Below are 25,434 nucleotides of genomic sequence, written 5' to 3'. Positions count from 1 at the left end.
CGAGGAGATACCCCCCGGCTACAGCACCAGGGAGAGCAGCAGCACGAACACGATCCCGACGACCGAGATGATCGTCTCCATCACCGACCAGGTCTTGATCGTCTGGCCGACGCTCATTCCGAAGTACTCCTTCACCAGCCAGAACCCGGCGTCGTTGACATGGCTGAAGAAGAGCGAACCCGCGCCGATCGCCAGCACCAGCAGCGCCGCGTGCGAGGTCGACATGTCGGCCGCCAGCGGTGCGACGAGCCCGGCCGCCGAGATCGTGGCGACGGTCGCCGAGCCGGTCGCCAGCCGGATCGCCACCGCGATCAGCCAGGCCAGCAGCAGCGCCGGGATCGACCAGTCCTCGGAGAAGTCCAGGATCATCTGACCCACGCCCACGTCGATCAGGGTCTGCTTGAAGCCGCCGCCCGCGCCGACGATCAGCAGCACGCCCGCGATCGGGGCGAGCGACGTCTCGACCGTCGAGGAGATCCGCTCCTTGGTGAACCCGGCCGCCCGGCCCAGCGTGAAGATGCCCACCAGGACCGCCGCGAGAAGCGCGATCAGCGGCGAGCCGATGACGTCGGTCACCCGCTGGACGTGGTTCTCCGGGTCGTCGACGACGATGTCCACCAGCGCCTTGGCCATCATCAGCACCACGGGCAGCAGCACGGTCGCCACGGTGGCGCCGAAGCCCGGCCGCCGCTTCAGGTCGTCGGACGTACGCTGCGGAATCATCCGCTCAGGGGCGGGGACGTCCACCCACCGCGCCGCGTACCGCGAGAACAGCGGGCCGGCGATGATCACCGTCGGGATGGCGACGAGGATGCCGAGCGCCAGCGTCACGCCCAGGTCCGCCCCGATCGCGTCGATGGCGACCAGCGGGCCGGGGTGCGGCGGGATCAGGCCGTGCATCACGGACAGACCGGCCAGCGCCGGCACACCGATCCGCATCAGGGAGTAGCCGCCGCGCTTGGCGACCATCAGCACCACCGGAATCAGCAGCACGATGCCGACCTCGAAGAACAGCGGCAGCCCGATGACCGAGGCGATCAGCACCATCGCCCACGGCATGGCGCGCCCGCCCGCCTTCGCCAGGATCGTGTCGACGATCTGGTCCGCGCCGCCCGAGTCGGCGAGCAGCTTGCCGAGGATCGCGCCGAGGGCGATGAGCACACCGACGCCCGAGACGGTCGAGCCGAGGCCCTTGGTGAACGAGGTGATGGTCGCGTCGAGCGGGGCGCCGGCGAACGCGCCGAGCCCGAGCGAGCCTATGGTCAGGGCCAGGAAGGCGTGGAGCTTGAACCTGGTGATGAGCAGGACGATGACGGCGATGCCCGCCAGGACGGCGATGCCCAGCTGGGCGTTGCCGGCCGAGGTGATCGGCTCGGTGGCGTCCGCTGCCAGCATCTCGACGTTGAGACTGGTCACAGGGGGAGTCCTCGGGTCGGGTGGGGGTCAGGAGGCGAGCCGGCGCAGTGCGGCGACGGCCCGGTCGGTGATGTCCTCGGGAGAGCCGGAGACGTCGACGGCCACACCGGCCTCGTCGTCCGCGAGCGGCTGGAGGGTCGCGAACTGCGAGTCCAGCAGCGCGGTGGGCATGAAGTGCCCCGTGCGCGCGGCCATCCGCTCCTCGATCAGCGCTCGGTCGCCGGTCAGGTGCAGGAAGACGACGCCGGGCGCGGCCGCCCGCAGCCGGTCGCGGTAGGCGCGCTTGAGCGCCGAGCTGCTCACCACCCCGCCGAGGCCCGCCCGACCCTGCGCCCACCGCCCGATCGCGTCGAGCCAGGGCCACCGGTCGTCGTCGTCCAGCGGGACGCCGGCCGACATCTTGGCGATGTTCGCCTCGGGGTGGAAGTCGTCGCCCTCGGCGTAGGGCACGCCGAGGCGCTCGGCGACCAGCGGACCGATGGTGGTCTTGCCGGTGCCCGCCACGCCCATCACGACGACGACTGGGGGTTGCTGCATGAGTGGTGCGCCTCGCTGTCTTCCTCGACATCGACTTCCGACGCCGGTGGCGTCGCCGCACACTGAAACCCATGGCGTAGGACATATTCAAGAGCCTGTGACTTAAAAGTCATACTTATTTGCGCCGGTTACGCTATGCACATGACGACGCAGGCCCAGGGACTCCATACACATGTGCTGGACACCCTGGGCCTTGCCATCACGGCAGGTGAGTACCCGCCGGGCAGCGTGCTGCGCACCGACGAGCTCGCCCAGCGCTTCGAGGTGTCACGCACCGTCATCCGCGAGGTCGTCCGCGTCCTGGAGTCCATGCGCCTGGTGGAGTCGCGCCGCCGCGTCGGCGTGACCGTGCGCGCCACCGAGCAGTGGAACGTCTACGACCCGCGCGTCATCCGCTGGCGGCTGGCCGGCACCGACCGCCCCCGCCAGCTCCGCTCGCTGACCGTGCTGCGCTCGGCCGTCGAACCGGTCGCCGCCGGCCTCGCCGCCACCCACGCCACCCCCGAGCAGTGCCGGGAGCTCACCGAGCAGGCACTCGGCATGGTCGCCACCTCGCGCGGCAGGCAGCTGGAGGCGTACCTCGTCCATGACATCGCCTTCCACCGTGTCGTCCTCAACGCCTCCGGCAATGAGATGTTCGCCCGCCTCGGCGACGTGGTGGCGGAGGTCCTCACCGGCCGTACGCACCACCGCGTGATGTTCGAGGACCCCGACCCGGCCGCCGTCACCCTCCACGTCCAGGTCGCCGAGGCCGTACGGGAACGCGACGCGGTCCGGGCCGAGGAGCTCACCCGGGAGATCGCGATGGGGGCTCTGCGGGAGCTGGACGTCCTCGCGCCGTAGTGCCACCCCTTAAGCTGCTCAATGCTGATTAACCAGCCGGTAACCTCAAAAACATCTCAGATCAGCCTGTACGTGACATAGGCCACAGCCAAAACGGCAGCGTAGCCGTGACTATGTGCCCTGGCCTTTTGCCACGGTGACCACCTTCATCACCGGCGTACGGGCTGAAACCGCACGATCCCTCACAAAGGCGACTTCCAGATGAGTGACCGCACCATGCCTGCGGCCGACACCCTGAGCCCTGGTTCCCCGGCGGCGACGGGCGCCCCCCACATCGACGCCGGTGACGCCGGTTACAGCAAGGACCTCAAGTCCCGCCACGTCAACATGATCGCCATCGGTGGCGCGATCGGCACCGGCCTCTTCCTCGGCGCCGGTGGCCGCCTGGCGGGCGCGGGTCCTTCCCTGGCGATCGCGTACGCCGTCTGCGGCGTCTTCGCCTTCTTCGTCGTACGGGCCCTCGGTGAGCTGGTGCTCTACCGCCCGTCCTCCGGCGCCTTCGTCTCGTACGCCCGTGAGTTCATGGGCGAGAAGGGCGCCTACACGGCCGGCTGGCTCTACTTCCTCAACTGGTCGACCACCGCCGTCGCCGACATCACGGCGGCCGCGACGTACGCCCACTTCTGGGCCATGTTCAGCGACATCCCGCAGTGGGTCCTCGCCCTGATCGCCCTCGCCGTCGTCCTCACCGCGAACCTGATCTCGGTGAAGTACTTCGGCGAGATGGAGTTCTGGTTCGCGATCATCAAGGTCGCGGCGCTCGTGATCTTCATGTGCGTCGGAATCTTCCTCGTCGCCACGCAGCACGAGGTCGGCGGCCACACTCCGGGCCTCGCCACCGTCACCGACAACGGCGGCATGTTCCCGCTCGGCATGCTCCCCATGCTGATGGTCGTCCAGGGTGTCGTCTTCGCGTACGCCTCCGTCGAACTGGTCGGCGTCGCCGCCGGTGAGACCAAGAACCCCGAGAAGATCATGCCGAAGGCGATCAACTCGATCATGTGGCGCGTGGGTCTGTTCTACGTCGGTTCGGTCGTCCTGCTCTCGCTGCTGCTGCCGTACACCTCGTTCACCGGCGACCAGAGCCCCTTCGTCACCGTCTTCGACAAGCTCGGCATCCCGGGCACGTCCGACATCATGAACCTGGTCGTCCTGACCGCCGCCCTGTCCAGCCTGAACTCCGGCCTGTACTCCACCGGCCGCATCCTGCGCTCGATGGCGATGGCGGGCTCCGCGCCCAAGTTCACCGCCCGCATGAACAAGGGGCAGGTTCCCTATGGCGGCATCCTCCTCACCGCCGCCTTCGGCGTGCTGGGCGTCGGCCTGAACTACGTCATGCCCGGCGAGGCCTTCGAGATCGTGCTGAACCTCGCCTCCATCGGCATCCTCGGCACCTGGGGCATGATCATGCTCTGCTCGCTGCTGTTCTGGTCCCGCTCCAAGGAGGGCAAGGTCACCCGGCCCTCCTACCGGCTGCCCTGGGCCCCGTACACGCAGATCGTGACGCTGGTCTTCCTCGCCTCGGTCCTGTTCCTGATGTGGTACGGCGGCGGCGTCGGCCGGACCACCGTCAACTGCCTGCCGCTCATCGCGGCCCTGCTCGTCGGCGGCTGGTTCGCCGTCCGCAAGCGGGTGGGCGCGCTGGCGGCCTCTCAGCCGCGGGACTGACGCCCCGCGTCGTACGTACGGAGAGCCCCCGCCGGACACCCGTCCGGCGGGGGCTCTCCGCATACCGGCACACGCGGCCGACGCTCACGAGCCGGCCGTGGACGCCGTACGTACGGCACGGCCCACCATCATCGCGGTGCCGAGCAGCTGCCGGGCGTCGGCGTCCGGCATCGCCCACAGGTCCGGCGCGTGCCTCTTCGGTACGACGAGGGTGTGGCCGTCCGTGGCGGGCCGCAGGGGCAGGAAGGAGAGGGCCGTGGTGTCCTCGTGGACGATCCGCGCCGTGGCCCGGTGGTCGCCAAAGCCGCTCCTTCCTCCGCGGCCGCCGAACCGGCGGACCTCGTACCGCAGTAGTCACCCCATCCGGCTGGAATATGCCCCGATGTGCCGCCGCGACGGCGATAGTGGTCCTGGACACCAGCACGACGAAGGGAAGCCGCGATGGCGCAGCAGGTCCAAGGGGTCGTTGCCCCCGGGAGGAACGAACCCGTGCGGGTGGAGACGATCGTGGTCCCGGACCCAGGCCCCGGTGAAGCCGTCGTGCGGATCCAGGCGTGCGGGGTGTGCCACACCGACCTGCACTACAAACAGGGCGGCATCAACGACGACTTCCCGTTCCTCCTCGGCCACGAGGCCGCGGGCGTGGTCGAGTCCGTCGGCGAGGGCGTCACCGACGTCACGCCCGGCGACTTCGTGATCCTCAACTGGCGGGCCGTGTGCGGGACATGCCGGGCGTGCCGGCGCGGCAGGCCCTGGTACTGCTTCGACACGCACAACGCGCGGCAGAAGATGACCCTCGCCGACGGCACCGAACTCTCGCCCGCGCTCGGCATCGGGGCGTTCGCCGAGAAGACGCTGGTCGCCGCCGGCCAGTGCACCAAGGTCGACCCGTCCGTGGCCCCCGCCGTCGCCGGTCTGCTCGGCTGCGGGGTGATGGCCGGCATCGGCGCGGCGATCAACACCGGCCAGGTCGGCCGGGGCGACTCGGTCGCCGTCATCGGCTGCGGCGGCGTCGGCGACGCGGCGATCGTGGGCTCCCGTCTCGCGGGCGCCGCGCGGATCATCGCCGTCGACATCGACGACCGGAAGCTGGCCACCGCCCGCTCGATGGGCGCCACCCACACGGTCAACTCCCGCACCAGCGACCCCGTCGAGGCGATCCGCGAGCTGACCGGCGGCTTCGGCGCGGACGTCGTCATCGAGGCGGTCGGCCGCCCTGAGACGTACCGGCAGGCGTTCTACGCCCGCGACCTCGCCGGCACGGTCGTCCTCGTCGGCGTACCGACCCCCGAGATGACGCTGGAGCTTCCGCTGCTCGACGTCTTCGGGCGCGGAGGCGCGCTCAAGTCGTCCTGGTACGGCGACTGTCTGCCCTCCCGCGACTTCCCGATGCTCATCGACCTGCACCAGCAGGGCCGCATCGACCTGGGCGCCTTCGTCACCGAGACGATCGGCCTCGGCGACGTCGAGAAGGCGTTCGCGCGGATGCACGAGGGTGACGTCCTGCGCTCGGTGGTGGTCTTCTGATGACCGCGCGCATCGAGCACCTCGTCACCTCCGGCACCTTCTCGCTGGACGGCGGCACCTGGGACGTCGACAACAATGTGTGGATCGTCGGCGACGGCGCGGAAGCGGTCGTCATCGACGCCGCGCACGACGCCGACGCCATCCTCGCCGCCCTCGACGGCCGTACGCTGCGGGCCATCGTCTGCACGCACGCCCACAACGACCACGTCGACGCCGCACCCGCCCTCGCCGCCGCCACCGGCGCCCGGATCCTGCTCCACCCCGACGACCTGCCGCTGTGGAAGCAGACCCACCCCGACCACCACCCGGACGGGGAACTCACCGACGGGCAGGTCCTCACCATCGCGGGCACCGACCTCACCGTCCTGCACACCCCCGGCCACGCGCCCGGCGCGGTCTGCCTGTACGCGCCCGACCTGGGCACCGTCTTCACCGGCGACACGCTCTTCGCGGGCGGCCCGGGCGCGACGGGCCGGTCCTTCTCGCACTTCCCGACGATCATCGACTCGATCCGCGACCGCCTGCTCACCCTGCCGCCGGACACCGTCGTCCGTACGGGACACGGCGACACCACCACGATCGGCGCCGAGGCCCCGCACCTTCAGGAGTGGGTCAAGCGAGGCCACTGAGCGCCCGCCGGCTCACGAACCGCCGGGACGTGCCGTCGGCCGGGTCGGTGAACTCCAGCGTCCGCGCCAGCAGTTGCAGCGGACGCGTGTAGTCCTCCGGCCCGTCCTCCCGCACGACCGGATACAGCGGGTCGTGCAGGATCGGCACGCCCAGGCGGGCCATATGGACCCGCAGCTGGTGGGTCTGGCCGGTCGCCGGCACCAGCCGGTACCGGCCGAGCCCGCCCCGGTGCTCCAGCAGCTCGATACGGCTCTCGCTGTTCGGCTCGCCCGGCTCCTCACGCGCCGCCAGTACGCCCCGCTCCTTCACGATCCGGCTGCGTACCGTCACCGGCAGCTCCAGCGAGGGGTCGTACGCGGCCACCGCCTCGTACTCCTTGCGCACCCGCCGGTCCCGGAACAGCGTCTGGTACGCGCCCCGGTCCTCCGGCCGTACGACGAAGAGCACGAGCCCCGCCGTCAGCCGGTCCAGCCGGTGCGCCGGCTGCAACTCCGGCAGCCCCAGGTCGCGCCGCAGCCGTGCCAGCGCCGTTTCCGTGACGTGCCGCCCGCGCGGCGTCGTGGCCAGGAAGTGCGGCTTGTCGGCGACGACGATCCGCTCGTCCCGGTACACGATGCCCACCTCGAACGGCACCCGCTCCTCGGCCGGGAAGTCCCGGTGGAACCACACGTACCGCCCCGGCGTGTACGGCTCATCCGCCCCGATCGGCGCCCCGTCCGCCCCGACGAACCGCCCCTGCTCCAGCATCGCGTCCACCCGCTCGGCTCCGACGGCCGCCGCGTACCGCCCCAACAGGTGGTCCCGGACGGTGGCCCACGCCCCGTCCGGGTCGGCGGGCAGCCGCAGCCGCACCGGGTCGACACCGGCGCGCTGCGGCAGCGGGGCCGCCGGGGCCTTGGTTCTGCGTCTCACCGCCCCACGGTAAGCGGTACGGTCACCTCGCCCGCGCCCCGGGCGGACCCGACGCCGACCACCCGCACCCGGAACGGCCGGTCCGTCCCGCTCGCCGTCACCCGCAGCGCCGACCCCTCCCGTACGACGGTGTACGTGGCGGAAGGCGCCCCCCGCTGATCCGGCACCGTCACCGGCCCATGGCCCCGCCCCGGCGTGACCAGCAGTGTCAGGCCCTCCAGCCAGTCCCCGTCCGGCCGCTGGTCGTCCGCGCCGAGCGGCAGCACGGCGCCCGGCCGTACGTACAGCGGCAGGCTGTCGAACCCGTGCCGCTCGCGCCGCCAGCCCGGCCCGGTCACCGTCTCGCCCGTCAGCAGGTGCGTCCACACCCCCTCCGGCACGTAGAACTCCACCTCCCCGTCCGCCGTGAACACCGGGGCCACCAGCACATCCGGGCCGAGCATGTACTGCCGGTCCAGCGTCCGGCAGGCCGGGTCGTCCGGGAACTCCAGCAGCATGGGCCGCATCAGCGGCGTCCCGCTCCGGTGCGCCTCGGCGGCCGCCCCGTACAGGTACGGCATCAGGCGGTGCTTCAGCTCGGTGAACTGGCGCGCCACCTCCACCGCCTCGTCGCCGAACTCCCACGGCACCCGGTAGGACATGTTGCCGTGCAGCCGGCTGTGCGACGACAGCAGCCCGAAGGCCAGCCACCGCTTGAACACCTCCGGGTCGGGCGTCCCCTCGAAGCCTCCGATGTCGTGGCTCCAGAAGCCGAACCCGGACAGGGACAGCGACAGTCCGCCGCGCAGCGACTCCGCCATGGCCTCGAACGAGGCGAAACAGTCCCCGCCCCAGTGCACCGGGAACCGCTGCCCGCCCGCCGTCGCCGACCGCGCGAACAGCACCGCCTCCCCGGCGCCCCGCTCCTCCTCCAGCAGCTCGAAGACGCACTGGTTGTACATCTGCGCGTAGTAGTTGTGCATCCGCTCCGGGTCGGAGCCGTCGTGCCACACCACATCCGTGGGGACCCGCTCGCCGAAGTCCGTCTTGAAGCAGTCCACGCCCTGGTCCAGCAGCGTCTTCAGCTTCGACCGGAACCAGGCACGGGCACCGGGGTTCGTGAAGTCGACCAGCCCCATCCCGGCCTGCCACAGGTCCCACTGCCAGATGTCGCCGTCGGGCCTGCGCACCAGATAGCCGTGGCGCGCCCCCTCCTCGAACAGCGCCGACTTCTGCGCGACGTACGGGTTGATCCACATGCTGACCCGCAGACCCCGCTCCTTGAGGCGCGCCAGCATCCCCTCCGGATCCGGAAAGGTATCCGGATCCCACCGGAAGTCCGACCACTGGTACTCACGCATCCAGAAGCAGTCGAAGTGGAACACCGACAGCGGGATGTTCCGCTCCGCCATGCCGTCCACGAACGCGGTCACCGTCTCCTCGTCGTACGGCGTGCAGAACGACGTCGTCAGCCACAGCCCGAACGACCAGGCCGGCGGGAGCGCGGGCCGCCCGGTCAGCGCCGTGTAGCGGGCGAGCACCTCCTTGGGCGTCGGCCCTGCCACGACGTAGAACTCCAGCGACTGGTCCTCGACGCTGAACTGCACCTGCCCGACCGACTCCGAGCCGACCTCGTACGACACCCTGCCCGGGTGGTTCACGAACACCCCGTAGCCCCTCGACGACAGGTGGAACGGGACGTTCTTGTACGCCTGCTCGCTGCTGGTGCCGCCGTCCGCCTGCCAGATGTCGACGCTCTGCCCGTTCTTCACGTACGGCGTGAACCGCTCGCCCAGGCCGTACACGTACTCGCCGACGCCGAGCGCGAGCTGGGCGACCATGTGGTGGGCGCCGTCGGCCGTCGTGGCGAACGCCGTCCCCTTGGCCTCGACGGCGGTCAGCCGCCGCCCGTCCGCGTCCAGGAACGTCAGCCCCCAGGGGCCCTCCCGGTCCAGGCGGACGGTCAGCGGTCCGCTCGTCAGCTCGGTGACCGAGCCGTCGCGCCGGGTCTTCGCCGCGTGGGGGCCGCTCCGGAGGGCGAAGTCCGGGCCTCGGTGCGCCTTCCCGGCGTGGTGGGTGGTTCGGACCCCGATGACGCCCTCGGCGGGGGAGAAGCACTCCACCGTGATCAGCGGCGAGTTGAGGGTGTGGCCGCGGTGCTCCACGCGCCTGACCGCCGCGTACGCGGTGACGTGGTCGTCGCTGACGTGCAGATCGCGCACCTCGGTGGCGTACGAGGCCTGCACGCCGTCGCGCATGAGCCAGAAGCCGTCGGTGAACTTCATCGGGTTCCCAGGGAGGTGAGAGCGGGCAGGGCGGCGGCGATCCGGTCCCAGGTTGCCCGGTCCCGTTCGACGGGAGGCAGCGTCTCACCCTCGCCGCTGCCCCAGGCGGCCGCGACGCCCACCGGGTCCTCGCCGGTCGCGGCGCCCTTGGCCAGGGCGGCGGCGCCGAGGGCGACGAGTTCGGCGGTACGGGGCAGCACGACGGGCCGCCCGGACAGGCGGCGTACGGTCTCGACCCACGTGCGCCCCCGGGCGCCGCCGCCGATGAGCCGGAGAGGTGCCGCGGGGTCGGCGCCGGGCAGGGCCTCCAGCGCCCGCAGAACGGTGAACGCGGCGCCCTCGTAGGCGGCCCCGAGGAGCTGCTGCCGGGTGGTGGCGTGCCGGAGCCCGGTGAGCAGACCGGAGGCGCCCGGCAGGTCGGGGGTGCGTTCGCCGTCGAGGTACGGCAGGAGGACCACCTCGCCACCGGGCGCCGCGTCCTCGCGGTCCAGGCCCAGCAGTGCGGCCACCTTGTCCACGGCGAGCGTGCAGTTCAGGGTGCAGCCCAGGGGCAGGTACGTGCCGTCGGTGGCCGCGAAGCCGGCGAGCGCCGCCGTGGCGGGCCGGGTGCGGGTGGCGGCGAACACGGTGCCCGAGGTGCCCAGGGAGACCACCGGGTGGTCGAGCAGGCCCCGGGCGCCCAGCCCGAGGCCGACGGCGGCGGCCATGTTGTCCCCTGTGCCCGCGGCGACGGCGATGCCTTCCGGCAGGCCCAGCTCCTTGGCCGCCGTGGCGGTCAGCGAGCCGGTGCGGGTGGCGCCGGTCGGGGCGACGGGCGGGAGGAGGGCCGGGTCCAGGCCGAGGAGGCCGAGCAGTCCGGGGTCGTACGCGCCCGTCCCCGTGTTGTACCAGCAGGTGCCCGACGCGTCGCCCGGGTCGGTCGCGGCCGTCCCGCTCAGGCGCTCGGTCAGGAAATCGTGCGGGAGGCGCACGGCGGCGACCGCCTCGGCGGTGCGCGGCTCCCGCTCGCGCAGCCACTGCCACTTGGTGGCCGTCATCGACGCCACGGGCACGGAACCGGTACGGGCCAGCCAGCCGTCGGCGCCCAGCTCGGCGGCGAGGGCGGCGGCCTGCGGGGCGGAGCGGGTGTCGTTCCACAGCAGGGCGGGGCGCAGCGGGCGGCCGGCGGCGTCCAGGACGACCAGGCCGTGCTGCTGGCCGGCGACGGCGACGCCGGTGACCGTACGGGCGTCGACGCCCGCCAGGGCCTCGGCGACGGCTTCGGTGAGCGCCCGCCACCACTGCTCCGGGTCGCTCTCGCGCGCCCCGGCGTCGCCGCTGACCGTGTGGGCGGCCCGGCCCATCGCCAGGACACGCCCGGAGGCGGCGTCCACGACGACCGCCTTGGTGGACTGGGTGGAACTGTCCACGCCGATGACGACCGGGGACGACAGCATCGGTTACCACTCCCGCTCTCTTGGCGACGGACTCTCCGTAGCGTATTAGTAATGCGAGAAAACAAATAGACGCTGGAGGTCGGAACATGTCGGAACGCTTCATTCCCACACCCGAGGACAGGTTCACGTTCGGGCTGTGGACCGTGGGCTGGCAGGGTGTCGACCCCTTCGGCACCGCGACCCGCCCCGCCCTCGACCCCGTCGAATCGGTCGAGCGCCTGGCCGCCCTCGGCGCGTACGGCGTGACCTTCCACGACGACGACCTGATCCCCTTCGGGTCCTCCGAAGCGGAGCGCGAGGCGCTCGTCAAGCGGTTCCGTGACGCCCTGGACCGCACCGGCATGCAGGTGCCGATGGCCACCACCAACCTCTTCACCCACCCGGTGTTCAAGGACGGTGCCTTCACCGCCAACGACCGCGACGTCCGCCGCTTCGCGCTGCGCAAGACGATCCGCAACATCGACCTGGCCGTCGAGCTCGGCGCGAAGGTGTACGTGGCCTGGGGCGGCCGCGAGGGCGCGGAGTCGGGCGCCGCGAAGGACGTACGGGCCGCCCTCGACCGGATGAAGGAAGCCTTCGACCTCCTCGGCGAGTACGTCACCAGCCAGAACTACGACCTCCGCTTCGCCATCGAGCCCAAGCCCAACGAGCCGCGCGGCGACATCCTCCTGCCCACCATCGGCCACGCCCTCGCCTTCATCGAGCGCCTGGAACGCCCCGAACTCGTCGGCGTCAACCCCGAGGTCGGCCACGAGCAGATGGCCGGCCTCAACTTCCCGCACGGCATCGCCCAGGCCCTGTGGGCCGGCAAGCTCTTTCACATCGACCTCAACGGCCAGTCCGGCATCAAGTACGACCAGGACTTCCGCTTCGGCGCGGGCGACCTCCGCCAGGCGTTCTGGCTGGTCGACCTCCTGGAGAGCGCCGGCTACGACGGCCCCCGCCACTTCGACTTCAAGCCGGTCCGCACCGACGGCTTCGACGGCGTGTGGGAGTCCGCGAAGAACTGCATGCGCAACTACCTGATCCTCAAGGAGCGCGCCGCCGCCTTCCGCGCCGACCCGGAGGTCCAGGCCGCCCTGACGGCCTCCCGCCTCCCCGACCTGGCCCGCCCCACCGCCGCCGACGGCCTGTCCGCCCTGCTGGCCGACCCCACGGCGTACGAGACCTTCGACGTCACCGCCGCGGCCGAACGCTCCCTGTCCTTCGAACGCCTCGACCAGCTCGCCCTGGAGCACCTCCTGGCCACCCGCTGACCCGCCCGGTCACACCCCCCGCCCACCGGTGGGCGGGGGCGTGGCCCCTCCGGGCTCACCTCCTCGAGGCCGGCGGCCTTGGGTACGTCGGGATGGGAGCCCTTCCGGCGCCGCCAGCCTCTGCGGGGGCGACCCTGCACGGCCCCGCCCCGGTCGTACGCCGACTGCGGCCCGGTGGGGCGAGGGAACCTGGTTAGCGCGATCGGGTTCGCTGGCTCCGACGACGGCGAGGAGGGGCCGTGCAGGGTCGCCCCCGCAGCGGATCGGCGGCGAGAAACGGCGAGGAAAGTACGTGGGCACCCCGCCGACCGCGAGGAGGTGAGCCCGGAGGGGCCCCGACCCCGGCCCACCGCCCGCAACCGACCCCGCCGCGCCGCACGGGCCGCACGCGCCTGACGCGCCGCACCGGCCGCCGCAGCCGACCCGGCCCGCGCCGTACGGCGCGCTTCCGCCCCGACCGGGCCCCACCGGGGCCCCGGGGCGCAGGCCCCGGAATGGTTACCGCGCGGCGCGTATCGCGTAGGCCGCCGGGTCGGCGATCACGTCCCGGACCACCCGCGCCGCCGCCCCCCGCGCCGCGTCGCCCGACGACGACGAGCCCCGCAGCCGCCCGCTCCCCGCCGGCCACAGGCCCGACACGACCCGAAGGGTCAGCTCCCGGTCCGCCGCCGGGCCCAGCCACGGCATCAGCGGCCGGTAGATCCCGCCCAGCACCACCGCGTCAGGGTCCAGCAGGTTCACCGCCCCGGACACCACCAGCCCCAGCATCCGCCCGGCCCGCTCCAGGGCGGCCACCGTCCGGGTGTCACCCGCAAGGGCGCGCCGTTCCAGCTCCGCAACCCCCGGCATTCCCGCCGCCTCGTCGAGGCCAGCGCCCCGCAGCAGCGCGGCCTGACCGGCGTACTGCTCCAGGCACCCCCGCGAACCGCATCGGCACTGCGGCCCCTCCGCGTCGGCCACCATGTGCCCGATCTCCCCGGCGAACCCGTGTGCCCCGCGCAACAGCTCACCGTCGACGACGATCGCGCCGCCGACCCCGATCTCGCCCGACAGGTACAGGAAGCTGCGCACCCGCTCGGGCCCGCGGAAGTCGCCGAACCAGAGCTCGGCCAGGGCGGCAGCGTTGGCCTCGTTGTCCGAGCCGACGGGCAGGGGGCGCCCCTCGGGCAGCAACCGGCTCAGCGCCTGCCCGAACAGCCCTTCCGCCGCCACCCGGTTCCAGCCCAGGTTCGGCGCCTGGCGCACCGTGCCGCCGGACACCAGCCCGGGCAGTGCGAGCCGCGCGCCCGCGGGACGGAGTTCCTGCTCGGCGGCCGACCGAAGCGTCCGCGCCGCGATCCGCGCGGCCCGCTCCAGCACCGCGCCGGGCGGCACGCCCCGGTTGTCCACGTGCTCGGTGAGCCGTACGCGGTCGGCACCGGCCAGGTCGACCACGCATACGGACACGTAATCGATGTTGATCTCGACGCCGAGCCCGCCCGGCCCCGTACGCGCCACCCGCAGCGCGGTCCCCGGCCGTCCCGCCTGCCCGCTGAACGTCTTGCCCTGCTCGGTGAGGAACCCGCCGGCCAGCAGCTGCTCCACCAGCGACGACACCGCCGCCCTGGTCAGGCCCACCCGCGCCGAGACCGCCGCCCGGGTGGCCTCGCCCTCGTCGTGGACGGCCCGCAGCACCAGGCTCAGGTTGTGCCGCCGCACGGTGTCCTTGTCGGCCTTGGGCTCCAGCGGATCGAGAGTGTTCTTCATGGTGCGGCCGAGCCTATGTGACGTGCGCCCGCACGAAAGAGCGGGTCCGGCCACCGGCCGAACCCGCTCTTCTCTGTGTCCGAGGGGGGACTTGAACCCCCACGCCCGATAAAGGGCACTAGCACCTCAAGCTAGCGCGTCTGCCATTCCGCCACCCGGACAAGGTGTCTGTCTCGCGGCCCGTGGCCGCTCCGACGTGGAAAACCATAGCAAACATTGGGAGTGCCCGATCACGCCCCCGTCCGCGCCCCCGGAGGGGGCAGGATGAGAGGACCCAGCACAGCGACGCGGGAGGAACCAGCGTGAGTGAGTCGAGCACGGCGCGAACCGCCACCGTCAGGGGCGAGGACGAGGTCACCGACCTCTGCCGCGACCTGATCCGGATCGACACCAGCAACTACGGCGACCACTCGGGCCCTGGGGAACGGGCGGCTGCCGAATACGTCGCCGAGAAGCTCGCCGAGGTGGGGCTCGAACCCAAGATCATCGAGTCCCACAGGGGACGCGCCTCCACCGTGGCGCGGATCGCGGGCGAGGATCCCTCCCGGCCGGCCCTCCTGATCCACGGCCACACCGATGTCGTCCCGGCCAACGCCGACGACTGGACGCACCACCCCTTCTCGGGCGAGATCGCCGACGGCTGCGTCTGGGGCCGGGGCGCGGTCGACATGAAGGACATGGACGCGATGACCCTGGCGGTCGTACGGGACCGGCTGCGCAGCGGCCGCAAGCCTCCGCGCGACATCGTGCTGGCGTTCCTCGCGGACGAGGAGGCGGGTGGTACGTACGGCGCCCGGCACCTCGTGGACAAGCGTCCCGAGCTCTTCGAGGGCGTCACGGAGGCGATCGGCGAGGTCGGCGGCTTCTCGTTCACCGTCAACGAGAACCTGCGCCTCTACCTGGTGGAGACCGCCCAGAAGGGCATGCACTGGATGCGGCTGACGGTCGACGGCACGGCCGGGCACGGCTCGATGACCAACACCGACAACTCCATCACCGAGCTGTGCGAGGCGGTGGGGCGGCTCGGCCGGCACACCTGGCCGGTCAGGGTCACCAAGACCGTACGGTCGTTCCTGGACGAGCTGTCCGACGCGCTCGGCACCCCGCTGGACCCGGAGGACATGGACGCCACGCTCGCCAAGCTGGGCGGCATCGCCAAGATGGTCGGCGCCACCCTCCGCAACTCCGCCGCCCCGACCATGCTCGGCGCCGGGTACAAGGTCAACGTCATCCCGGGGCAGGCGACCGCCCATGTCGACGGGCGCTTCCTGCCCGGGTACGAGGAGGAGTTCCTGGCCGACCTCGACCGGCTCCTGGGGCCGCGCGTCCGCCGCGAGGACGTGCACGCCGACAAGGCGCTGGAGACCAGCTTCGACGGGGACCTGGTGGACGCCATGCAGTCCGCGCTCAAGGCGGAGGACCCGATCGCCCGTGCCGTGCCGTACATGCTCTCCGGTGGCACGGACGCCAAGTCCTTCGACGACCTCGGCATCCGCTGCTTCGGCTTCGCGCCGCTCCAGCTCCCGCCGGAGCTGGACTTCGCCGGGATGTTCCACGGCGTGGACGAGCGCGTTCCGGTGGAGGGCCTGAAATTCGGCGTGCGGGTGCTGGACCGTTTCATCGACGCGAGCTGACGCACGCCGATCCCCGGGCCGATTAGCTGGAATAGTCGGGTGAAACGAAACTCCAATAATCGCCCGCGTGTGCACATCTGACCGAAAAGGGTGAACGGCGTCACCGGGTCGTAGCTCGATTACCTCCCTGTCGTTACAGGTGATGCGGTCCGCGGCTGGGATCGCATTGCCAACAAGGAGGAATAATGATCAAGAAGGTCGTCGCGGTTGCGGCCGCCACCGGGGGTCTGGTGCTGGCGGGCGCGGGCATGGCCATGGCCGACGCGGGCGCGCAGGGTGCCGCTGTCGGCTCCCCGGGTGTCATTTCGGGCAATGTGGTTCAGGTTCCCATCCACATCCCGATCAACGCCTGTGGCAACACGGTCAACATCATCGGCCTGCTGAACCCGGCCTTCGGCAACGTCTGCATCAACGACTGACGTTGAGCCTCGACCCCTAGGGGTCCGAGACCGGCCGGCCCCGGAGTGCGTGCCATGCGCTCCGGGGCCGGTGGACATTCGGCCTCCGGGCGCTGTGCCCAGAGGTATTCGGGAAGCCTAGAAGGCAGGGAACCAGCTATGCGACAGGTCACGCGAAAGGGCCTGACCCTCGTGGCGGCCGCGGGCGGCGTACTCGCCCTCGGCGGCGGATACGCCCAGGCGCACACGGGCGCCGACGCACACGGAGCCGCGACGAATTCCCCGGGCGTCGCGTCCGGGAACAATGTCCAGGCGCCGGTGAGCGTGCCGGTGAACGCGTGCGGCAACACCGTGAACGTCGTCGGGGCGCTCAACCCGGCGTTCGGGAACAAGTGCGTCAACAAGTCGAACGGCGCCAAGGCGAACGGGGCGGCGGCGAATTCCCCGGGCGTCGCGTCGGGGAACAACGTCCAGGCGCCGGTGAATGTGCCGGTGAACGCGTGCGGCAACAGCGTCAACGTCGTCGGGGGGCTGAACCCGGCGTTCGGCAACGAGTGCGCCAACGGCCACCCGCACAAGCCCGGCCACCCGGGCGAGCCCGGTAAGCCGGACGAGCCGGGCAAGCCCGGTCACCCCGGGAACCCGGACGAGCCGGGTAACCCCGGCAACCCGGATGAGCCGGGCAACCCCGGGAACCCGGACGAGCCCGGTAACCCCGGGAACCCGGACGAGCCCGGCACCCCCGACGAGCCCGACGAGCCGGGCAAGCCCGGTAAGCCCGGTACGCCGGGGCAGCCGGAGAACCCGGGAGAGCCCGGTTCGCCGATCGAGCCGAACGAGCCCGGCGCGCAGACCGTCACCCCGCCGAAGGCGGACGACGAGCTCGCGCTGACCGGTGCGGCCCCGCTCGGCATGCTGATCCCGGCGGGCGCGGGCCTGCTGCTCGGGGGCACGGTTCTCTACCGCCGTACCCGGCAGTCCTCGTAGTCCCCGTCCCCACGGAGACGACGGAGCGGGCCACGCCATCGCGCGGCCCGCTCCGGTCTGCTCGTCACCCTCACCAGGTGGCGCGCACCTGACGGATGATGCGCCGGCGCAGCCGCACACGGCGGCTGCCGTCCCTGTGGAGACTCAGTCGGTCCAACTCCCAGTGTCCGTACTCGGCATGGTCGGTCAGCAGACGGGTCGCCTCCTTGCGGGACACCCCGCGAGGTACGTACACGTCGACAAATTCGTATTCCGGCATCGCATCTATTGTGCAAGCAGAGGCCCGGTACGGATAGCGTCTGCTGTATGTCTGATGCTGCGCAGCCCACCGCTGCCGAGGTACGCGCCGCCGCCGAGGCGGTCAAAGCCGCACTGGACCGTCACCTGGAGGCGGTCGAGAACCGCACGGGTGATGACGACCCGGCCGTCTATGCCGCCTTCAACGCCCTCGCCACCGCGGCCGAGGCCTACGACGAGCGGCTCTACGACCGCTACGACGAGGTCACGCCGTTCGAGATCCCCGGCGTGGAGGACTCCCTCCCGCCGTACGAGGGCCCGGAGGAGCCGAACGCGCTGACCGTGCTGATCCGCCGCGACTACGCGGTGGTCGAGCCACAGCGCCTGCTGGCCCAGTCGCAGCGCATCGCGGACCTGGACCGGGAGGACGACGGCGTGCAGACCGCCGCGGTGGTGGGTACGAGCGTGCATGCGGCGCTCGGCGTGCTGTTCGGCGAGTTCGAACCGGACGAGATCGCGTCGCGGCACAAGGAGTTCGGCCTGGAGGAGGGCGACTCCACCCTCTGGGTCGCGGCCGCGGACGAGCTTCCGGAACCGGGGGAGTGGCTGAGCACCCCGTTCGACCAGGCGGACCCGGGCCGTGTGATCTGCCGCTTCGATGTGAGCGCGGTGTTCGACGAGGACGACATCCACGGCGACCCGGAGGACGCCCGCCCGGACAACGCCTGACCTGCCCTCCGGACACGCCCCCGCCCCGCCGGTGCCTCGCCGTTCAGCGGGTGGTGTCCCACACCGTGCGCGGCTCCGGTACGGACGCCGGTGGGCGCCCTGTGGCCCCGCTGGTAGATGGCCGCGCGCCGTCAGCGGCTGGCCATCGTGCGGCGTGGGCGGGGACGACCGCGGCCGTCTCCACCCATCCGCAGCCGGCCACCGACCAAGGCGGGGCCGTGCCCCTCTGTCCCCCACCGACCCGCAGAGGCCCGCCGACCGGGGTGGGGCCGTGCAGGGTCGCCCCCGCAGAGGATGGCGGCGCCGGGGGGCTCCCGTTTCCCGTACCCAAGGCCGCCGGCCTCGAGGAGGTGAGCCCGGAGGGGCCACGCCCCCCACCCCCGGCAGGCCACCTACCCGCACCGGAACGGGCACCGCCCCAGGCGGAACCGCCGCGGGCCGGTCTCAGTCCTCCTGGGGGGCCAGGAGGCTCTCCAGCAGGGCGCGGAGGCGGGTGGTGCGCGGGTGGGGGAGAACTTCCGCCACCGCGCGGGGGAGCGCCTGGTCCGCGCCGTGAACCACTGACAGGTGCCGCTCGCCACGACTGAACGCGGTGTAGACCCACGCCCGGTCCAGGGCCTGCGCCGCGTCGCCGGGCAGGACGACGACCGCCGCGGGCCACCGCATGCCCACCGCCTGGTGCGCGGTCAGCGCCCAGCCGTGGCGGAGCGCCGTCTCGACCCGGTCCTTCGGTACGACGACACGCTCGCCCTCGCAGTCCAGGTGCAGCCCCTCCGCGTCCGCCGAGAGCACCGTGCCCGGCACCGTCCGGCCCGGCGACGGGGCGTGGGCGACCCGGTCGCCCGGGTCGAACCCGCCGAACCGGCCCGGCCCCGGGTTCAGCCGCTGCTTGAGTGCCGCGTTGAGCGCACGCGTCCCCGCCGCACCGCCATGGCCCACCGTGATCACCTGGGTCTGCTCGGCCGGCACCCCGATCGCGCGCGGCACCGAGTCCGCGACCAGCTGCACCGTACGGTGCACCGCCTCGCCCGCGTCCCGCACCGGGACGATGACGACCTCCTTGCCCGGCGCTTCCACCTGGTTCAGCTCACCGATCCCGATGCCGGAGACCAGCTCCCCGATCGGCCCCGGGTCCGGTGTGCGCGACGCGATCTGCGGGCACGCCCGCGCCGCCAGGACGTCCGCGAAGACCCGCCCCGCCCCCGCCGACCACAGCACGCCCGGGTCGCCGCTGAGCACCAGACGGCACCCGTCCGGCAGCGACTCCACCAGCATCGCCGCCGTCTCGACGTCCAGCTGCGGGGCATCCAGCACCACCAGCAGGTCCAGCGCGAGCGCTCCCTCCCCGTCCCTGCCCGGACCCCCCGCCCCGGCCAGCAGCCCGGCGACGGTGACCGCGTCGACGTCCGTGCCCAGCCGGCGGCGGCCGTTCTCCGTGTACGTGGCCACGACTGCCCGGAGCCCCAGTGCGCGTGCCGCCTCCGCCAGGGCGACCGCCTCGGCCCGCGCCGCCTCGCCGCCCGTGTGCGCGACGAGCCCGTGCGCGGCGACCGCACGGGTCAGGTCGGTCGGGGGAGCGTCCTGCCAGCGGGCGTCCGGGCCGGTCCTGGCGAGCCGGGCCAGGGTGTCGGCGAGGCTCTCCTCCGCGAGCGCGTACCGGTCGAGCCCGAGCAGCACCGGTACGGGCTCCGCGTCGTCGGCCTGGTCCGCCTCCCCGTCCCCGGCCGGCCCGTCGTGGAAGACCAGCACCGCGCCTTCGGCGATCGCGTGCTGCACCGCCTCGTCCGGCTCGGGCACCGAACGCTCCGCCAGCGCCGCCCGCACGGCCGCCGCGTCCAGCGCCGTATGTCCCTGGAGGGCCGCCCGCTGGAGCAGCCACCCGATGAGCGCGACCGTCCGGCGCTCGTCCCCGGGGCCGCACTCCGCGCCGAGCAGCGCCCGCGCGAAACCGTCGGCCTGCTCCGGACGTACCCCCGGCACCGACAGCAGCTGCCAGGGGTCCTCGCGCAGCACGTCCGCCGCCGTCTCCCGGAGCACGGTGGCCACCTGCCCGGCGAGCGACTCGGGCGCGCCACCCTGGCCCAGCACGGCCCGCACGGCCGCGACCGTCTCCGGCGCCGCCTGTCGTGCGGGACGGACGGGTGCGGCTGCGACCGCCGGCCGTGCGGGCGCGGCGGGTTCCGGGGCGGGCCGCCGCGGCGCGGGCGCGGGGGAGTCGAAGAACTCCGTGCCGGACGTCTTGCCGCTCTCCACCGCCCGTACCGCCGCCAGCAGGTCGGCGGCCTGGCCGCTCAGCTTGCCGCCCGCCGCGATGGGGCCGCCCTTCTCGGCCTTGCGCTGCTCGATACGCGCCCGCAGCTCCCGCTGCGCCGCCAGCTCCGCCTCCACCTCGGAAACGCCACCCCCGTCGGAGTCGCCGCTCCCCCCGGAGGGTTCACCGTCCGCAGAGGCGTCACCCTCGCGGGAAACGTCCCCCTCGTCAGAGGCGCCGCCTCCCCGTGAGCCGTCACCGCCCCCGGAGGCGTCCCCCACCTCGGAGAGCCCACCGCTCCCCGAGGGGTCACCCCGGTGGGAGACGCCACCTCCGTCAGAGTCGCCGCTCCCCTGGGAGGCGCCGCCCCCGGAGGCGTCACCCACCTCGCCCGCCCGCGCGGTCCTGTCCGGCTCCGCCGCGTCGCCCTCCATGCCGTGCTCGGCCGTAGCCACCTCGGCCACGTCGTCCGGGCGGGCCGGGGCAGCGCCGTGCTCGGGCTTCTCCGGCGATGCCGGGACGGCAGGGGAACCGGCCGGCTCCGCGCCCCCCGCGGCGGCGGTGGCGGCGGAAGCGGTGGCGTCCTGGTCGTCGTCGGCCGGGGGGCCGGGGGTTGCCCCCCGGGGAAGCGCGGTCACAGCGTGCTCCAGTCCTGATCGGGATAGCGGTGCACGGGCGCCGACACATCGTCGAGCGCCCTGCGGATCTCGTCAGGAAGACTAAGCGCCTCCACTGACAACGCCGCCGTGAGCTGCTGCGCGTTGCGCGCGCCCACCACCGGCGCCACCACCCCCGGCCGGTCCCGCACCCACGCCAGCGCCACCTGCAGCGGCGTGGCCGCCAGCCCGTCAGCCGCCGTGATCACCGCGTCCACGATCCGGGTCGCCGAGTCGTCCAGGTACGGTTCCACGAACGGCGCCAGCCGGTCCGACGCGCCCCGCGAATCGGACGGTGTCGCATGCCGGTACTTGCCCGTCAGCACCCCCCGCCCCAGCGGCGACGACGGCAGCAGCCCCACGCCAAGGTCCAGCGCGGCCGGCAGCACCTCCCGCTCCACGCCGCGCTGCAGCAGCGAGTACTCCATCTGCGTGCTCGCCAGCCGCGCCCGCACCGCGCCCGGCGCCAGCTGCCACGTCGCGGCCTTCGCCAGCTGCCACCCGCAGAAGTTCGACACGCCCACATACCGCGCCCGCCCGCTGCTGACCGCGATGTCCAGCGCCTGGAGCGTCTCCTCCAGTGGCGTCTCCGGGTCGAAGGCGTGCACCTGCCACAGGTCCACGTAGTCGGTCCCCAGCCGCTCCAGTGACGCGTCCAGCGCCGCCAGCAGGTGCCCGCGCGAACCGTCGAACCGGCGGTCCGGGTCCGGGACGCTGCCGGCCTTCGTCGCGATGACCAGATCGCGCCGCGGAACCAGCCGCTCCACGAGCTGCCCGAGCAGGTACTCGGCCTCGCCGCCGCCGTACACGTCCGCCGTGTCGATCAGCGTCCCGCCCGCGTCCCAGAACGCCTTCAGCTGGTCCGCCGCGTCGTGCTCGTCGGTGTCCCGCCCCCAGGTGAGGGTGCCGAGGCCGATCCGGGACACACGCAGGCCGGTACGGCCGAGATGCCTCTGCTCCATGGCCGCGAGATTACTGGCCAGAGGCCCACGCGGAGAGAGCCTGTGGACAACCTCGTGCCGATGCGGGCCCGTCTCCCCCCTGACGGGACGCGGGCCCGCGCGCTAGAGTCCGAACGCGGATCGTTACTGATCAGTAAATGAGTCGACGAGTAAGGGGACCGGCTATGCGGCTCGGCATCAACCTCGGCTACTGGGGCGCGGGCATGGACGGCGACAACCTCGCCGTCGCCCAGGAGGCGGACCGCCTCGGCTACGACGTCTGCTGGGCCGCCGAGGCGTACGGCTCCGACGCCCCGACCGTCCTCGCCTGGGTCGCGGCCCAGACCGAGAACATCGACGTCGGCTCCGCGATCATGCAGATCCCGGCCCGCCAGCCCACCATGACGGCGATGACGGCCGCCACGCTCGACTCGCTCTCCGGTGGCCGCTTCCGCCTCGGCCTCGGCGTCTCCGGCCCGCAGGTCTCCGAGGGCTGGTACGGCGTGAAGTTCGACAAGCCGCTCTCGCGCACCCGCGAGTACGTGGAGATCGTGCGCAAGGCCATGGCCCGCGAGCGCCTGACGCACGAGGGCGAGCACTGGACCCTCCCGCTCCCCGGCGGCCCGGGCAAGCCGATCAAGCTGACCGTCCACCCGAAGCGCGAGCACATCCCGCTCTACATCGCGGCGATCGGCCCCAAGAACCTGGAGCAGACCGGCGAGATCGCCGACGGCGCGCTGCTGATCTTCCCGTCCGCCGAGCACCTGGAGGACACCGCGCTCCGGCACCTCCGCGCCGGGCGGGAGAAGGCCGGCATGACCATGGACGGGTTCGACGTCTGCCCGACCCTCCCGCTGGCCGTCGGCGAGGACATCAACGGGCTCGCCGACATGTTCCGCCCGTACACCGCGCTGTACGTCGGCGGCATGGGCAGCCGCAAGCAGAACTTCTACAACCAGCTCGCCCAGCGCATGGGGTACGAGAAGGAAGCCGCCGAGATTCAGGAGAAGTACCTCTCCGGCGACAAGACCGGCGCGGCGGCCGTCGTCCCGCACCGGCTGATCGACCAGACGACGCTGCTGGGCTCCGTGGAGCGGATCGCCGACCGGATGCAGGCCTACGCGGCGGCCGGGGTCACGACCCTCACCCTCGCCCCGGCCGGCTTTACGCTCGACGAGCGGATCGCGGCGCTGCGGGCGGGCACCGAGGCCCTGGAGCGGGCCGGCCTGGTCGAGTAGGACAAGCCTGCGGCCGTGGTGGGGGCTCGGGGTCATCCCCGCCACGGCCGTCACGCTGCACAACGCTCCACGCCCCTCCCCGGTTACTCCCCGCGCGCCACCGGGGCGCGCGGACACCGCCGTTCCCCTCCCCCCGCCCCCGATGCTCCGCCATCCGGCGGACTTCCACGGCCGCGCTGTTGCGACCTCCCCCTGTGCGGCATTTGACTCGCTCTTTGCGGAAGTGCGCAGAGACGCGCGTATGCGCGACGCGATGGAGGTGCCCTAGATGCTGTCGGCCCGAAGCCTGTTCCAGGAGATCATCGACAACGACGACTCCTATCAGCTGTTCTGTTCCATCGCGGCCAGCGGGGAGACCCAGGGCGGCTGGGAGAACGCCCGCATCGCCGCCCTCGTACCCGAGAGCATGAGGGAACTCGCCCCCAAGATCACCCGGCACGGCGCCGACGAGGACAAGCACGGCCGGATCTTCACCGCCCTGCTCAAAAAGCGCGGCCTGGAACCGGTCCCCGTCCCGCCGGAGACCGACTACACGATGCTGCTGGAGCAGCGGGGCATCGGCCTGGCCCACGAGAAGCTGCGCCGGGACCAGCGGCTGTCGGAGGAGGACATCCTCGTCTACCTCTCGCACAGCAGGGTCACCGAACAGCGCGCGGCCGACCAGATGGACATGCTCGTCAAGCACTTCGGCGACCACCCCGAGGTCGGCAAGGCCATCCGGATGATCTGCAACGACGAGGACAACCACCTCGCGTACTGCCACGAGGAACTGCTCGGCCTCGCGTACGCCGGACACGGCCGGACCATCCAGCGCACCCTCCGCGAGTGCGCCCTCGCCGAGATCGCCGTCTACCGTGACGTCAGCCTCGCCGTCATGGACCACATGGGCCGCATCCTGAAGTGGCCGCGCGCCAAGCGGGCGGCCCTCTCGATGGGCATCCGGGGCATGTACGCGTACGAAAGGGCCGGCGGCTGGCGGCGCATGGTCGACCTCCGGATGCCGGAGCGGCGCGACGCGCTGGGCGGGCCCGCCGAACCGGCCCCGGCATTCTGAACGGCGGACGGGCTCCTACAGCCAGCCCCGGTGCTTGAACAGCCGGTACAGGCCGACGACCGCCACGCCCATCAGGACGATCACAGCCGGGTAGCCCCACACCTGGTGGAGCTCCCACATGTGGTCGAAGTTCATGCCGTAGACGCCCGCGACCATCGTGGGCACCGCGGCCATCGCCGCCCACGCCGAGATCTTCCGCATGTCGTCGTTCTGCCGCACGCCCATCTGCGCGAGGTGGGCCGACAGAATGTCCGAAAGCAGCCGGTCGAGCCCCTCCACCTGCTCGGTGGCACGGGTCAGATGGTCGCTGACGTCCCGGAAGAACGGCTGGGCGTGCTCGCTGACGAACGGCACGCCCGCGCCCGCCAGCCGGGACATCGGCCCGGCCAGCGGACCGGTGGCCCGGCGGAACTCCAGCACCTGGCGCTTGAACATGTAGATGCGTGACGCGATCGGGGGTCCGGGGGCGGCCCCCCGGGAAAACACAGTCTTCGCTTCGCCGCCCGTCGGCTGGAAGACCTCCGTCTCCATCTCCTCGAGGTCCACCTGGAGCTCGCCCGCCACCTCGATGTAGTGGTCGACCACGGCGTCACTGATCGCGTACAGCACGGCCGTCGGCCCGTGCTTGAGCACCTCGGGCTCCGCCTCCAGCCGCTTGCGTACGGCCGACAAGGGCGCTCCCTCGCCGTGCCGGACCGTCACCACGAACGAGTCGCCCATGAACACCATCAGCTCACCGGTGCTGACGGCGTCGCTCTCCGGCTCGTACAGCACCGGCTTGAGGACCATGAACAGCGAGTCGTCGTACACTTCCAGCTTCGGCCGCTGATGCGCTTTGAGGGCGTCCTCCACGGCCAGCGGGTGCAGGCCGAACTCGTCCGAGACGTGGTCGAACTCCTCCTCCGTCGGCTCGTGCAGCCCGATCCAGAGGAACGAGTCGCCCGAATCGGCGGCCCGCGCCTCCGCAAGGGCGGCGGAGAAGTCGGACGGGCCCTCACTGCGGCGCCCGTCCCGGTAGATGGCACAGTCCACGATCACGGCGCGTATTCTTCCCCGGCCCCCGGCACCTTGCAC

At 72.3% G+C, this 25,434-nt stretch carries 23 protein-coding genes and 1 tRNA gene; 12 read left to right on the top strand and 12 right to left on the bottom strand.

Features of this window, described 5'->3' with window-relative positions:
• Nucleotides 1-18: 18 nt before the first annotated feature.
• Together AMK26_RS30065 and AMK26_RS30060 are read right to left on the bottom strand one after the other, a co-directional pair.
• On the bottom strand, nucleotides 19-1,416 hold the full coding sequence (locus tag AMK26_RS30065; RefSeq protein WP_073758394.1) for a GntP family permease: 1,398 nt from the start codon (nucleotides 1,414-1,416) through the stop codon (nucleotides 19-21).
• Nucleotides 1,417-1,443: 27 nt separating this feature from the next.
• Nucleotides 1,444-1,953 carry a gluconokinase gene (locus AMK26_RS30060; protein WP_073758392.1) on the bottom strand — a complete coding sequence of 170 codons (510 nt, stop codon included), beginning with the start codon at nucleotides 1,951-1,953 and terminating at the stop codon, nucleotides 1,444-1,446.
• Between the two features lie 141 nt (nucleotides 1,954-2,094).
• Here AMK26_RS30060 and AMK26_RS30055 point away from each other — a divergent pair, with 141 nt between their 5' ends.
• Entirely contained in the window at nucleotides 2,095-2,796 is a 702-nt protein-coding gene (locus tag AMK26_RS30055) for a FadR/GntR family transcriptional regulator (RefSeq protein WP_073758680.1), read from the top strand.
• A 201-nt stretch (nucleotides 2,797-2,997) separates the two neighbouring features.
• Nucleotides 2,998-4,464, top strand: coding sequence for an amino acid permease (locus AMK26_RS30050; protein ID WP_073758390.1), 1,467 nt, complete (start codon nucleotides 2,998-3,000; stop codon nucleotides 4,462-4,464).
• Nucleotides 4,465-4,548: 84 nt separating this feature from the next.
• Here AMK26_RS30050 and AMK26_RS38115 read toward each other — a convergent pair whose 3' ends face one another.
• Nucleotides 4,549-4,701: an HIT domain-containing protein gene (locus tag AMK26_RS38115; RefSeq protein ID WP_241838124.1), complete on the bottom strand. Its 153-nt coding sequence runs from the start codon at nucleotides 4,699-4,701 to the stop codon at nucleotides 4,549-4,551.
• Here AMK26_RS38115 and AMK26_RS38110 point away from each other — a divergent pair.
• The 3 genes from AMK26_RS38110 to AMK26_RS30035 all read left to right on the top strand — a co-directional run bounded on the left by AMK26_RS38110 (nucleotide 4,654) and on the right by AMK26_RS30035 (nucleotide 6,620).
• Nucleotides 4,654-4,818, top strand: coding sequence for a hypothetical protein (locus tag AMK26_RS38110; protein WP_241838113.1), 165 nt, complete (start codon nucleotides 4,654-4,656; stop codon nucleotides 4,816-4,818). The genes AMK26_RS38115 and AMK26_RS38110 overlap by 48 nt on opposite strands.
• Nucleotides 4,819-4,905: 87 nt before the next feature.
• Entirely contained in the window at nucleotides 4,906-5,991 is a 1,086-nt protein-coding gene (locus tag AMK26_RS30040; RefSeq protein WP_073758388.1) for an S-(hydroxymethyl)mycothiol dehydrogenase, read from the top strand.
• Complete coding sequence (locus tag AMK26_RS30035) at nucleotides 5,991-6,620, top strand: MBL fold metallo-hydrolase (protein WP_073758386.1); 630 nt, start codon at nucleotides 5,991-5,993, stop codon at nucleotides 6,618-6,620. Before AMK26_RS30040 ends, AMK26_RS30035 begins: the two co-directional genes overlap by 1 nt.
• Here AMK26_RS30035 and AMK26_RS30030 read toward each other — a convergent pair.
• The 3 genes from AMK26_RS30030 to xylB are packed head-to-tail and all read right to left on the bottom strand — an operon-like array spanning nucleotide 6,604 to nucleotide 11,233.
• On the bottom strand, nucleotides 6,604-7,533 hold the full coding sequence (locus tag AMK26_RS30030; RefSeq protein ID WP_073758384.1) for an RluA family pseudouridine synthase: 930 nt from the start codon (nucleotides 7,531-7,533) through the stop codon (nucleotides 6,604-6,606). The genes AMK26_RS30035 and AMK26_RS30030 overlap by 17 nt on opposite strands.
• Nucleotides 7,530-9,797: an alpha-xylosidase gene (gene yicI / locus AMK26_RS30025; protein WP_073758382.1), complete on the bottom strand. Its 2,268-nt coding sequence runs from the start codon at nucleotides 9,795-9,797 to the stop codon at nucleotides 7,530-7,532. The genes AMK26_RS30030 and yicI overlap by 4 nt, the downstream gene beginning before the upstream one ends.
• Entirely contained in the window at nucleotides 9,794-11,233 is a 1,440-nt protein-coding gene (xylB, locus tag AMK26_RS30020) for a xylulokinase (protein ID WP_073758380.1), read from the bottom strand. The genes yicI and xylB overlap by 4 nt, the downstream gene beginning before the upstream one ends.
• 86 nt (nucleotides 11,234-11,319) lie before the next feature.
• Between xylB and xylA the strand changes: the two genes are divergently transcribed.
• Entirely contained in the window at nucleotides 11,320-12,489 is a 1,170-nt protein-coding gene (gene xylA, locus AMK26_RS30015; protein ID WP_073758378.1) for a xylose isomerase, read from the top strand.
• 498 nt (nucleotides 12,490-12,987) lie between these two features.
• Here xylA and AMK26_RS30010 read toward each other — a convergent pair whose 3' ends face one another.
• Together AMK26_RS30010 and AMK26_RS30005 are read right to left on the bottom strand one after the other, a co-directional pair.
• Nucleotides 12,988-14,235 carry an ROK family transcriptional regulator gene (locus AMK26_RS30010; protein WP_073758376.1) on the bottom strand — a complete coding sequence of 416 codons (1,248 nt, stop codon included), beginning with the start codon at nucleotides 14,233-14,235 and terminating at the stop codon, nucleotides 12,988-12,990.
• A 76-nt stretch (nucleotides 14,236-14,311) separates the two neighbouring features.
• Nucleotides 14,312-14,396: transfer RNA gene (locus AMK26_RS30005), tRNA-Leu, on the bottom strand.
• A gap of 141 nt (nucleotides 14,397-14,537) precedes the next feature.
• On the opposite strand from AMK26_RS30005, the gene AMK26_RS30000 reads away from it, so the two are divergent.
• The 3 genes from AMK26_RS30000 to AMK26_RS37445 all read left to right on the top strand — a co-directional run bounded on the left by AMK26_RS30000 (nucleotide 14,538) and on the right by AMK26_RS37445 (nucleotide 17,254).
• Nucleotides 14,538-15,869 carry a M20/M25/M40 family metallo-hydrolase gene (locus AMK26_RS30000; RefSeq protein WP_073758374.1) on the top strand — a complete coding sequence of 444 codons (1,332 nt, stop codon included), beginning with the start codon at nucleotides 14,538-14,540 and terminating at the stop codon, nucleotides 15,867-15,869.
• 185 nt (nucleotides 15,870-16,054) lie between these two features.
• Nucleotides 16,055-16,288, top strand: coding sequence for a chaplin (locus tag AMK26_RS29995; RefSeq protein WP_073758372.1), 234 nt, complete (start codon nucleotides 16,055-16,057; stop codon nucleotides 16,286-16,288).
• A 138-nt stretch (nucleotides 16,289-16,426) separates the two neighbouring features.
• Nucleotides 16,427-17,254: a chaplin gene (locus AMK26_RS37445; RefSeq protein ID WP_073758370.1), complete on the top strand. Its 828-nt coding sequence runs from the start codon at nucleotides 16,427-16,429 to the stop codon at nucleotides 17,252-17,254.
• A gap of 70 nt (nucleotides 17,255-17,324) precedes the next feature.
• On the opposite strand, the gene AMK26_RS29985 is transcribed toward AMK26_RS37445, so the two are convergent.
• Nucleotides 17,325-17,513, bottom strand: a complete 189-nt coding sequence (locus tag AMK26_RS29985) for a DUF5703 family protein (protein WP_005319466.1) — start codon at nucleotides 17,511-17,513, stop codon at nucleotides 17,325-17,327.
• A 47-nt stretch (nucleotides 17,514-17,560) separates the two neighbouring features.
• Here AMK26_RS29985 and AMK26_RS29980 point away from each other — a divergent pair, with 47 nt between their 5' ends.
• Nucleotides 17,561-18,220, top strand: coding sequence for a hypothetical protein (locus tag AMK26_RS29980; RefSeq protein ID WP_073758368.1), 660 nt, complete (start codon nucleotides 17,561-17,563; stop codon nucleotides 18,218-18,220).
• 444 nt (nucleotides 18,221-18,664) lie between these two features.
• Here AMK26_RS29980 and AMK26_RS29975 read toward each other — a convergent pair whose 3' ends face one another.
• Both AMK26_RS29975 and AMK26_RS29970 read right to left on the bottom strand, forming a co-directional pair.
• On the bottom strand, nucleotides 18,665-20,905 hold the full coding sequence (locus AMK26_RS29975; RefSeq protein WP_107421075.1) for a helix-hairpin-helix domain-containing protein: 2,241 nt from the start codon (nucleotides 20,903-20,905) through the stop codon (nucleotides 18,665-18,667).
• Nucleotides 20,906-21,105: 200 nt separating this feature from the next.
• Nucleotides 21,106-22,089, bottom strand: a complete 984-nt coding sequence (locus tag AMK26_RS29970) for an aldo/keto reductase (protein WP_073758364.1) — start codon at nucleotides 22,087-22,089, stop codon at nucleotides 21,106-21,108.
• Nucleotides 22,090-22,253: 164 nt separating this feature from the next.
• Here AMK26_RS29970 and AMK26_RS29965 point away from each other — a divergent pair, with 164 nt between their 5' ends.
• Together AMK26_RS29965 and AMK26_RS29960 are read left to right on the top strand one after the other, a co-directional pair.
• Entirely contained in the window at nucleotides 22,254-23,306 is a 1,053-nt protein-coding gene (locus tag AMK26_RS29965) for an LLM class F420-dependent oxidoreductase (protein WP_073758362.1), read from the top strand.
• A 268-nt stretch (nucleotides 23,307-23,574) separates the two neighbouring features.
• Nucleotides 23,575-24,360 (top strand): hypothetical protein, encoded by a 786-nt coding sequence (locus AMK26_RS29960; RefSeq protein ID WP_073758360.1) that lies wholly within the window; start codon nucleotides 23,575-23,577, stop codon nucleotides 24,358-24,360.
• A gap of 15 nt (nucleotides 24,361-24,375) precedes the next feature.
• Here the strand turns inward: AMK26_RS29960 and AMK26_RS29955 are convergent, their stop codons facing one another.
• Nucleotides 24,376-25,407, bottom strand: a complete 1,032-nt coding sequence (locus tag AMK26_RS29955; RefSeq protein ID WP_073758678.1) for a magnesium and cobalt transport protein CorA — start codon at nucleotides 25,405-25,407, stop codon at nucleotides 24,376-24,378.
• Nucleotides 25,408-25,434: the final 27 nt, after the last annotated feature.

The sequence above is a fragment of the Streptomyces sp. CB03234 genome (assembly GCF_001905885.1).
Lineage (GTDB): Bacteria > Actinomycetota > Actinomycetes > Streptomycetales > Streptomycetaceae > Streptomyces.
Note: the sequence above shows the minus strand (reverse complement) of the source record. Positions and strands in the feature narration are given on the sequence as shown.

Excerpts from the sequence above, each read along its gene's own strand:
- yicI (WP_073758382.1), bottom strand. The coding sequence starts at position 9,797 with ATGAAGTTCACCGACGGCTTCTGGCTCATGCGCGACGGCGTGCAGGCC.
- AMK26_RS29960 (WP_073758360.1), top strand. The coding sequence starts at position 23,575 with ATGCTGTCGGCCCGAAGCCTGTTCCAGGAGATCATCGACAACGACGAC.
- xylB (WP_073758380.1), bottom strand. The coding sequence starts at position 11,233 with ATGCTGTCGTCCCCGGTCGTCATCGGCGTGGACAGTTCCACCCAGTCC.
- xylA (WP_073758378.1), top strand. The coding sequence starts at position 11,320 with ATGTCGGAACGCTTCATTCCCACACCCGAGGACAGGTTCACGTTCGGG.
- AMK26_RS29980 (WP_073758368.1), top strand. The coding sequence starts at position 17,561 with ATGTCTGATGCTGCGCAGCCCACCGCTGCCGAGGTACGCGCCGCCGCC.
- AMK26_RS30055 (WP_073758680.1), top strand. The coding sequence starts at position 2,095 with ATGACGACGCAGGCCCAGGGACTCCATACACATGTGCTGGACACCCTG.
- AMK26_RS29970 (WP_073758364.1), bottom strand. The coding sequence starts at position 22,089 with ATGGAGCAGAGGCATCTCGGCCGTACCGGCCTGCGTGTGTCCCGGATC.
- AMK26_RS30060 (WP_073758392.1), bottom strand. The coding sequence starts at position 1,953 with ATGCAGCAACCCCCAGTCGTCGTCGTGATGGGCGTGGCGGGCACCGGC.
- AMK26_RS30050 (WP_073758390.1), top strand. The coding sequence starts at position 2,998 with ATGAGTGACCGCACCATGCCTGCGGCCGACACCCTGAGCCCTGGTTCC.
- AMK26_RS37445 (WP_073758370.1), top strand. The coding sequence starts at position 16,427 with ATGCGACAGGTCACGCGAAAGGGCCTGACCCTCGTGGCGGCCGCGGGC.
- AMK26_RS29985 (WP_005319466.1), bottom strand. The coding sequence starts at position 17,513 with ATGCCGGAATACGAATTTGTCGACGTGTACGTACCTCGCGGGGTGTCC.
- AMK26_RS29995 (WP_073758372.1), top strand. The coding sequence starts at position 16,055 with ATGATCAAGAAGGTCGTCGCGGTTGCGGCCGCCACCGGGGGTCTGGTG.
- AMK26_RS30035 (WP_073758386.1), top strand. The coding sequence starts at position 5,991 with ATGACCGCGCGCATCGAGCACCTCGTCACCTCCGGCACCTTCTCGCTG.
- AMK26_RS29965 (WP_073758362.1), top strand. The coding sequence starts at position 22,254 with ATGCGGCTCGGCATCAACCTCGGCTACTGGGGCGCGGGCATGGACGGC.
- AMK26_RS30010 (WP_073758376.1), bottom strand. The coding sequence starts at position 14,235 with ATGAAGAACACTCTCGATCCGCTGGAGCCCAAGGCCGACAAGGACACC.
- AMK26_RS29975 (WP_107421075.1), bottom strand. The coding sequence starts at position 20,905 with ATGGAGGGCGACGCGGCGGAGCCGGACAGGACCGCGCGGGCGGGCGAG.
- AMK26_RS30040 (WP_073758388.1), top strand. The coding sequence starts at position 4,906 with ATGGCGCAGCAGGTCCAAGGGGTCGTTGCCCCCGGGAGGAACGAACCC.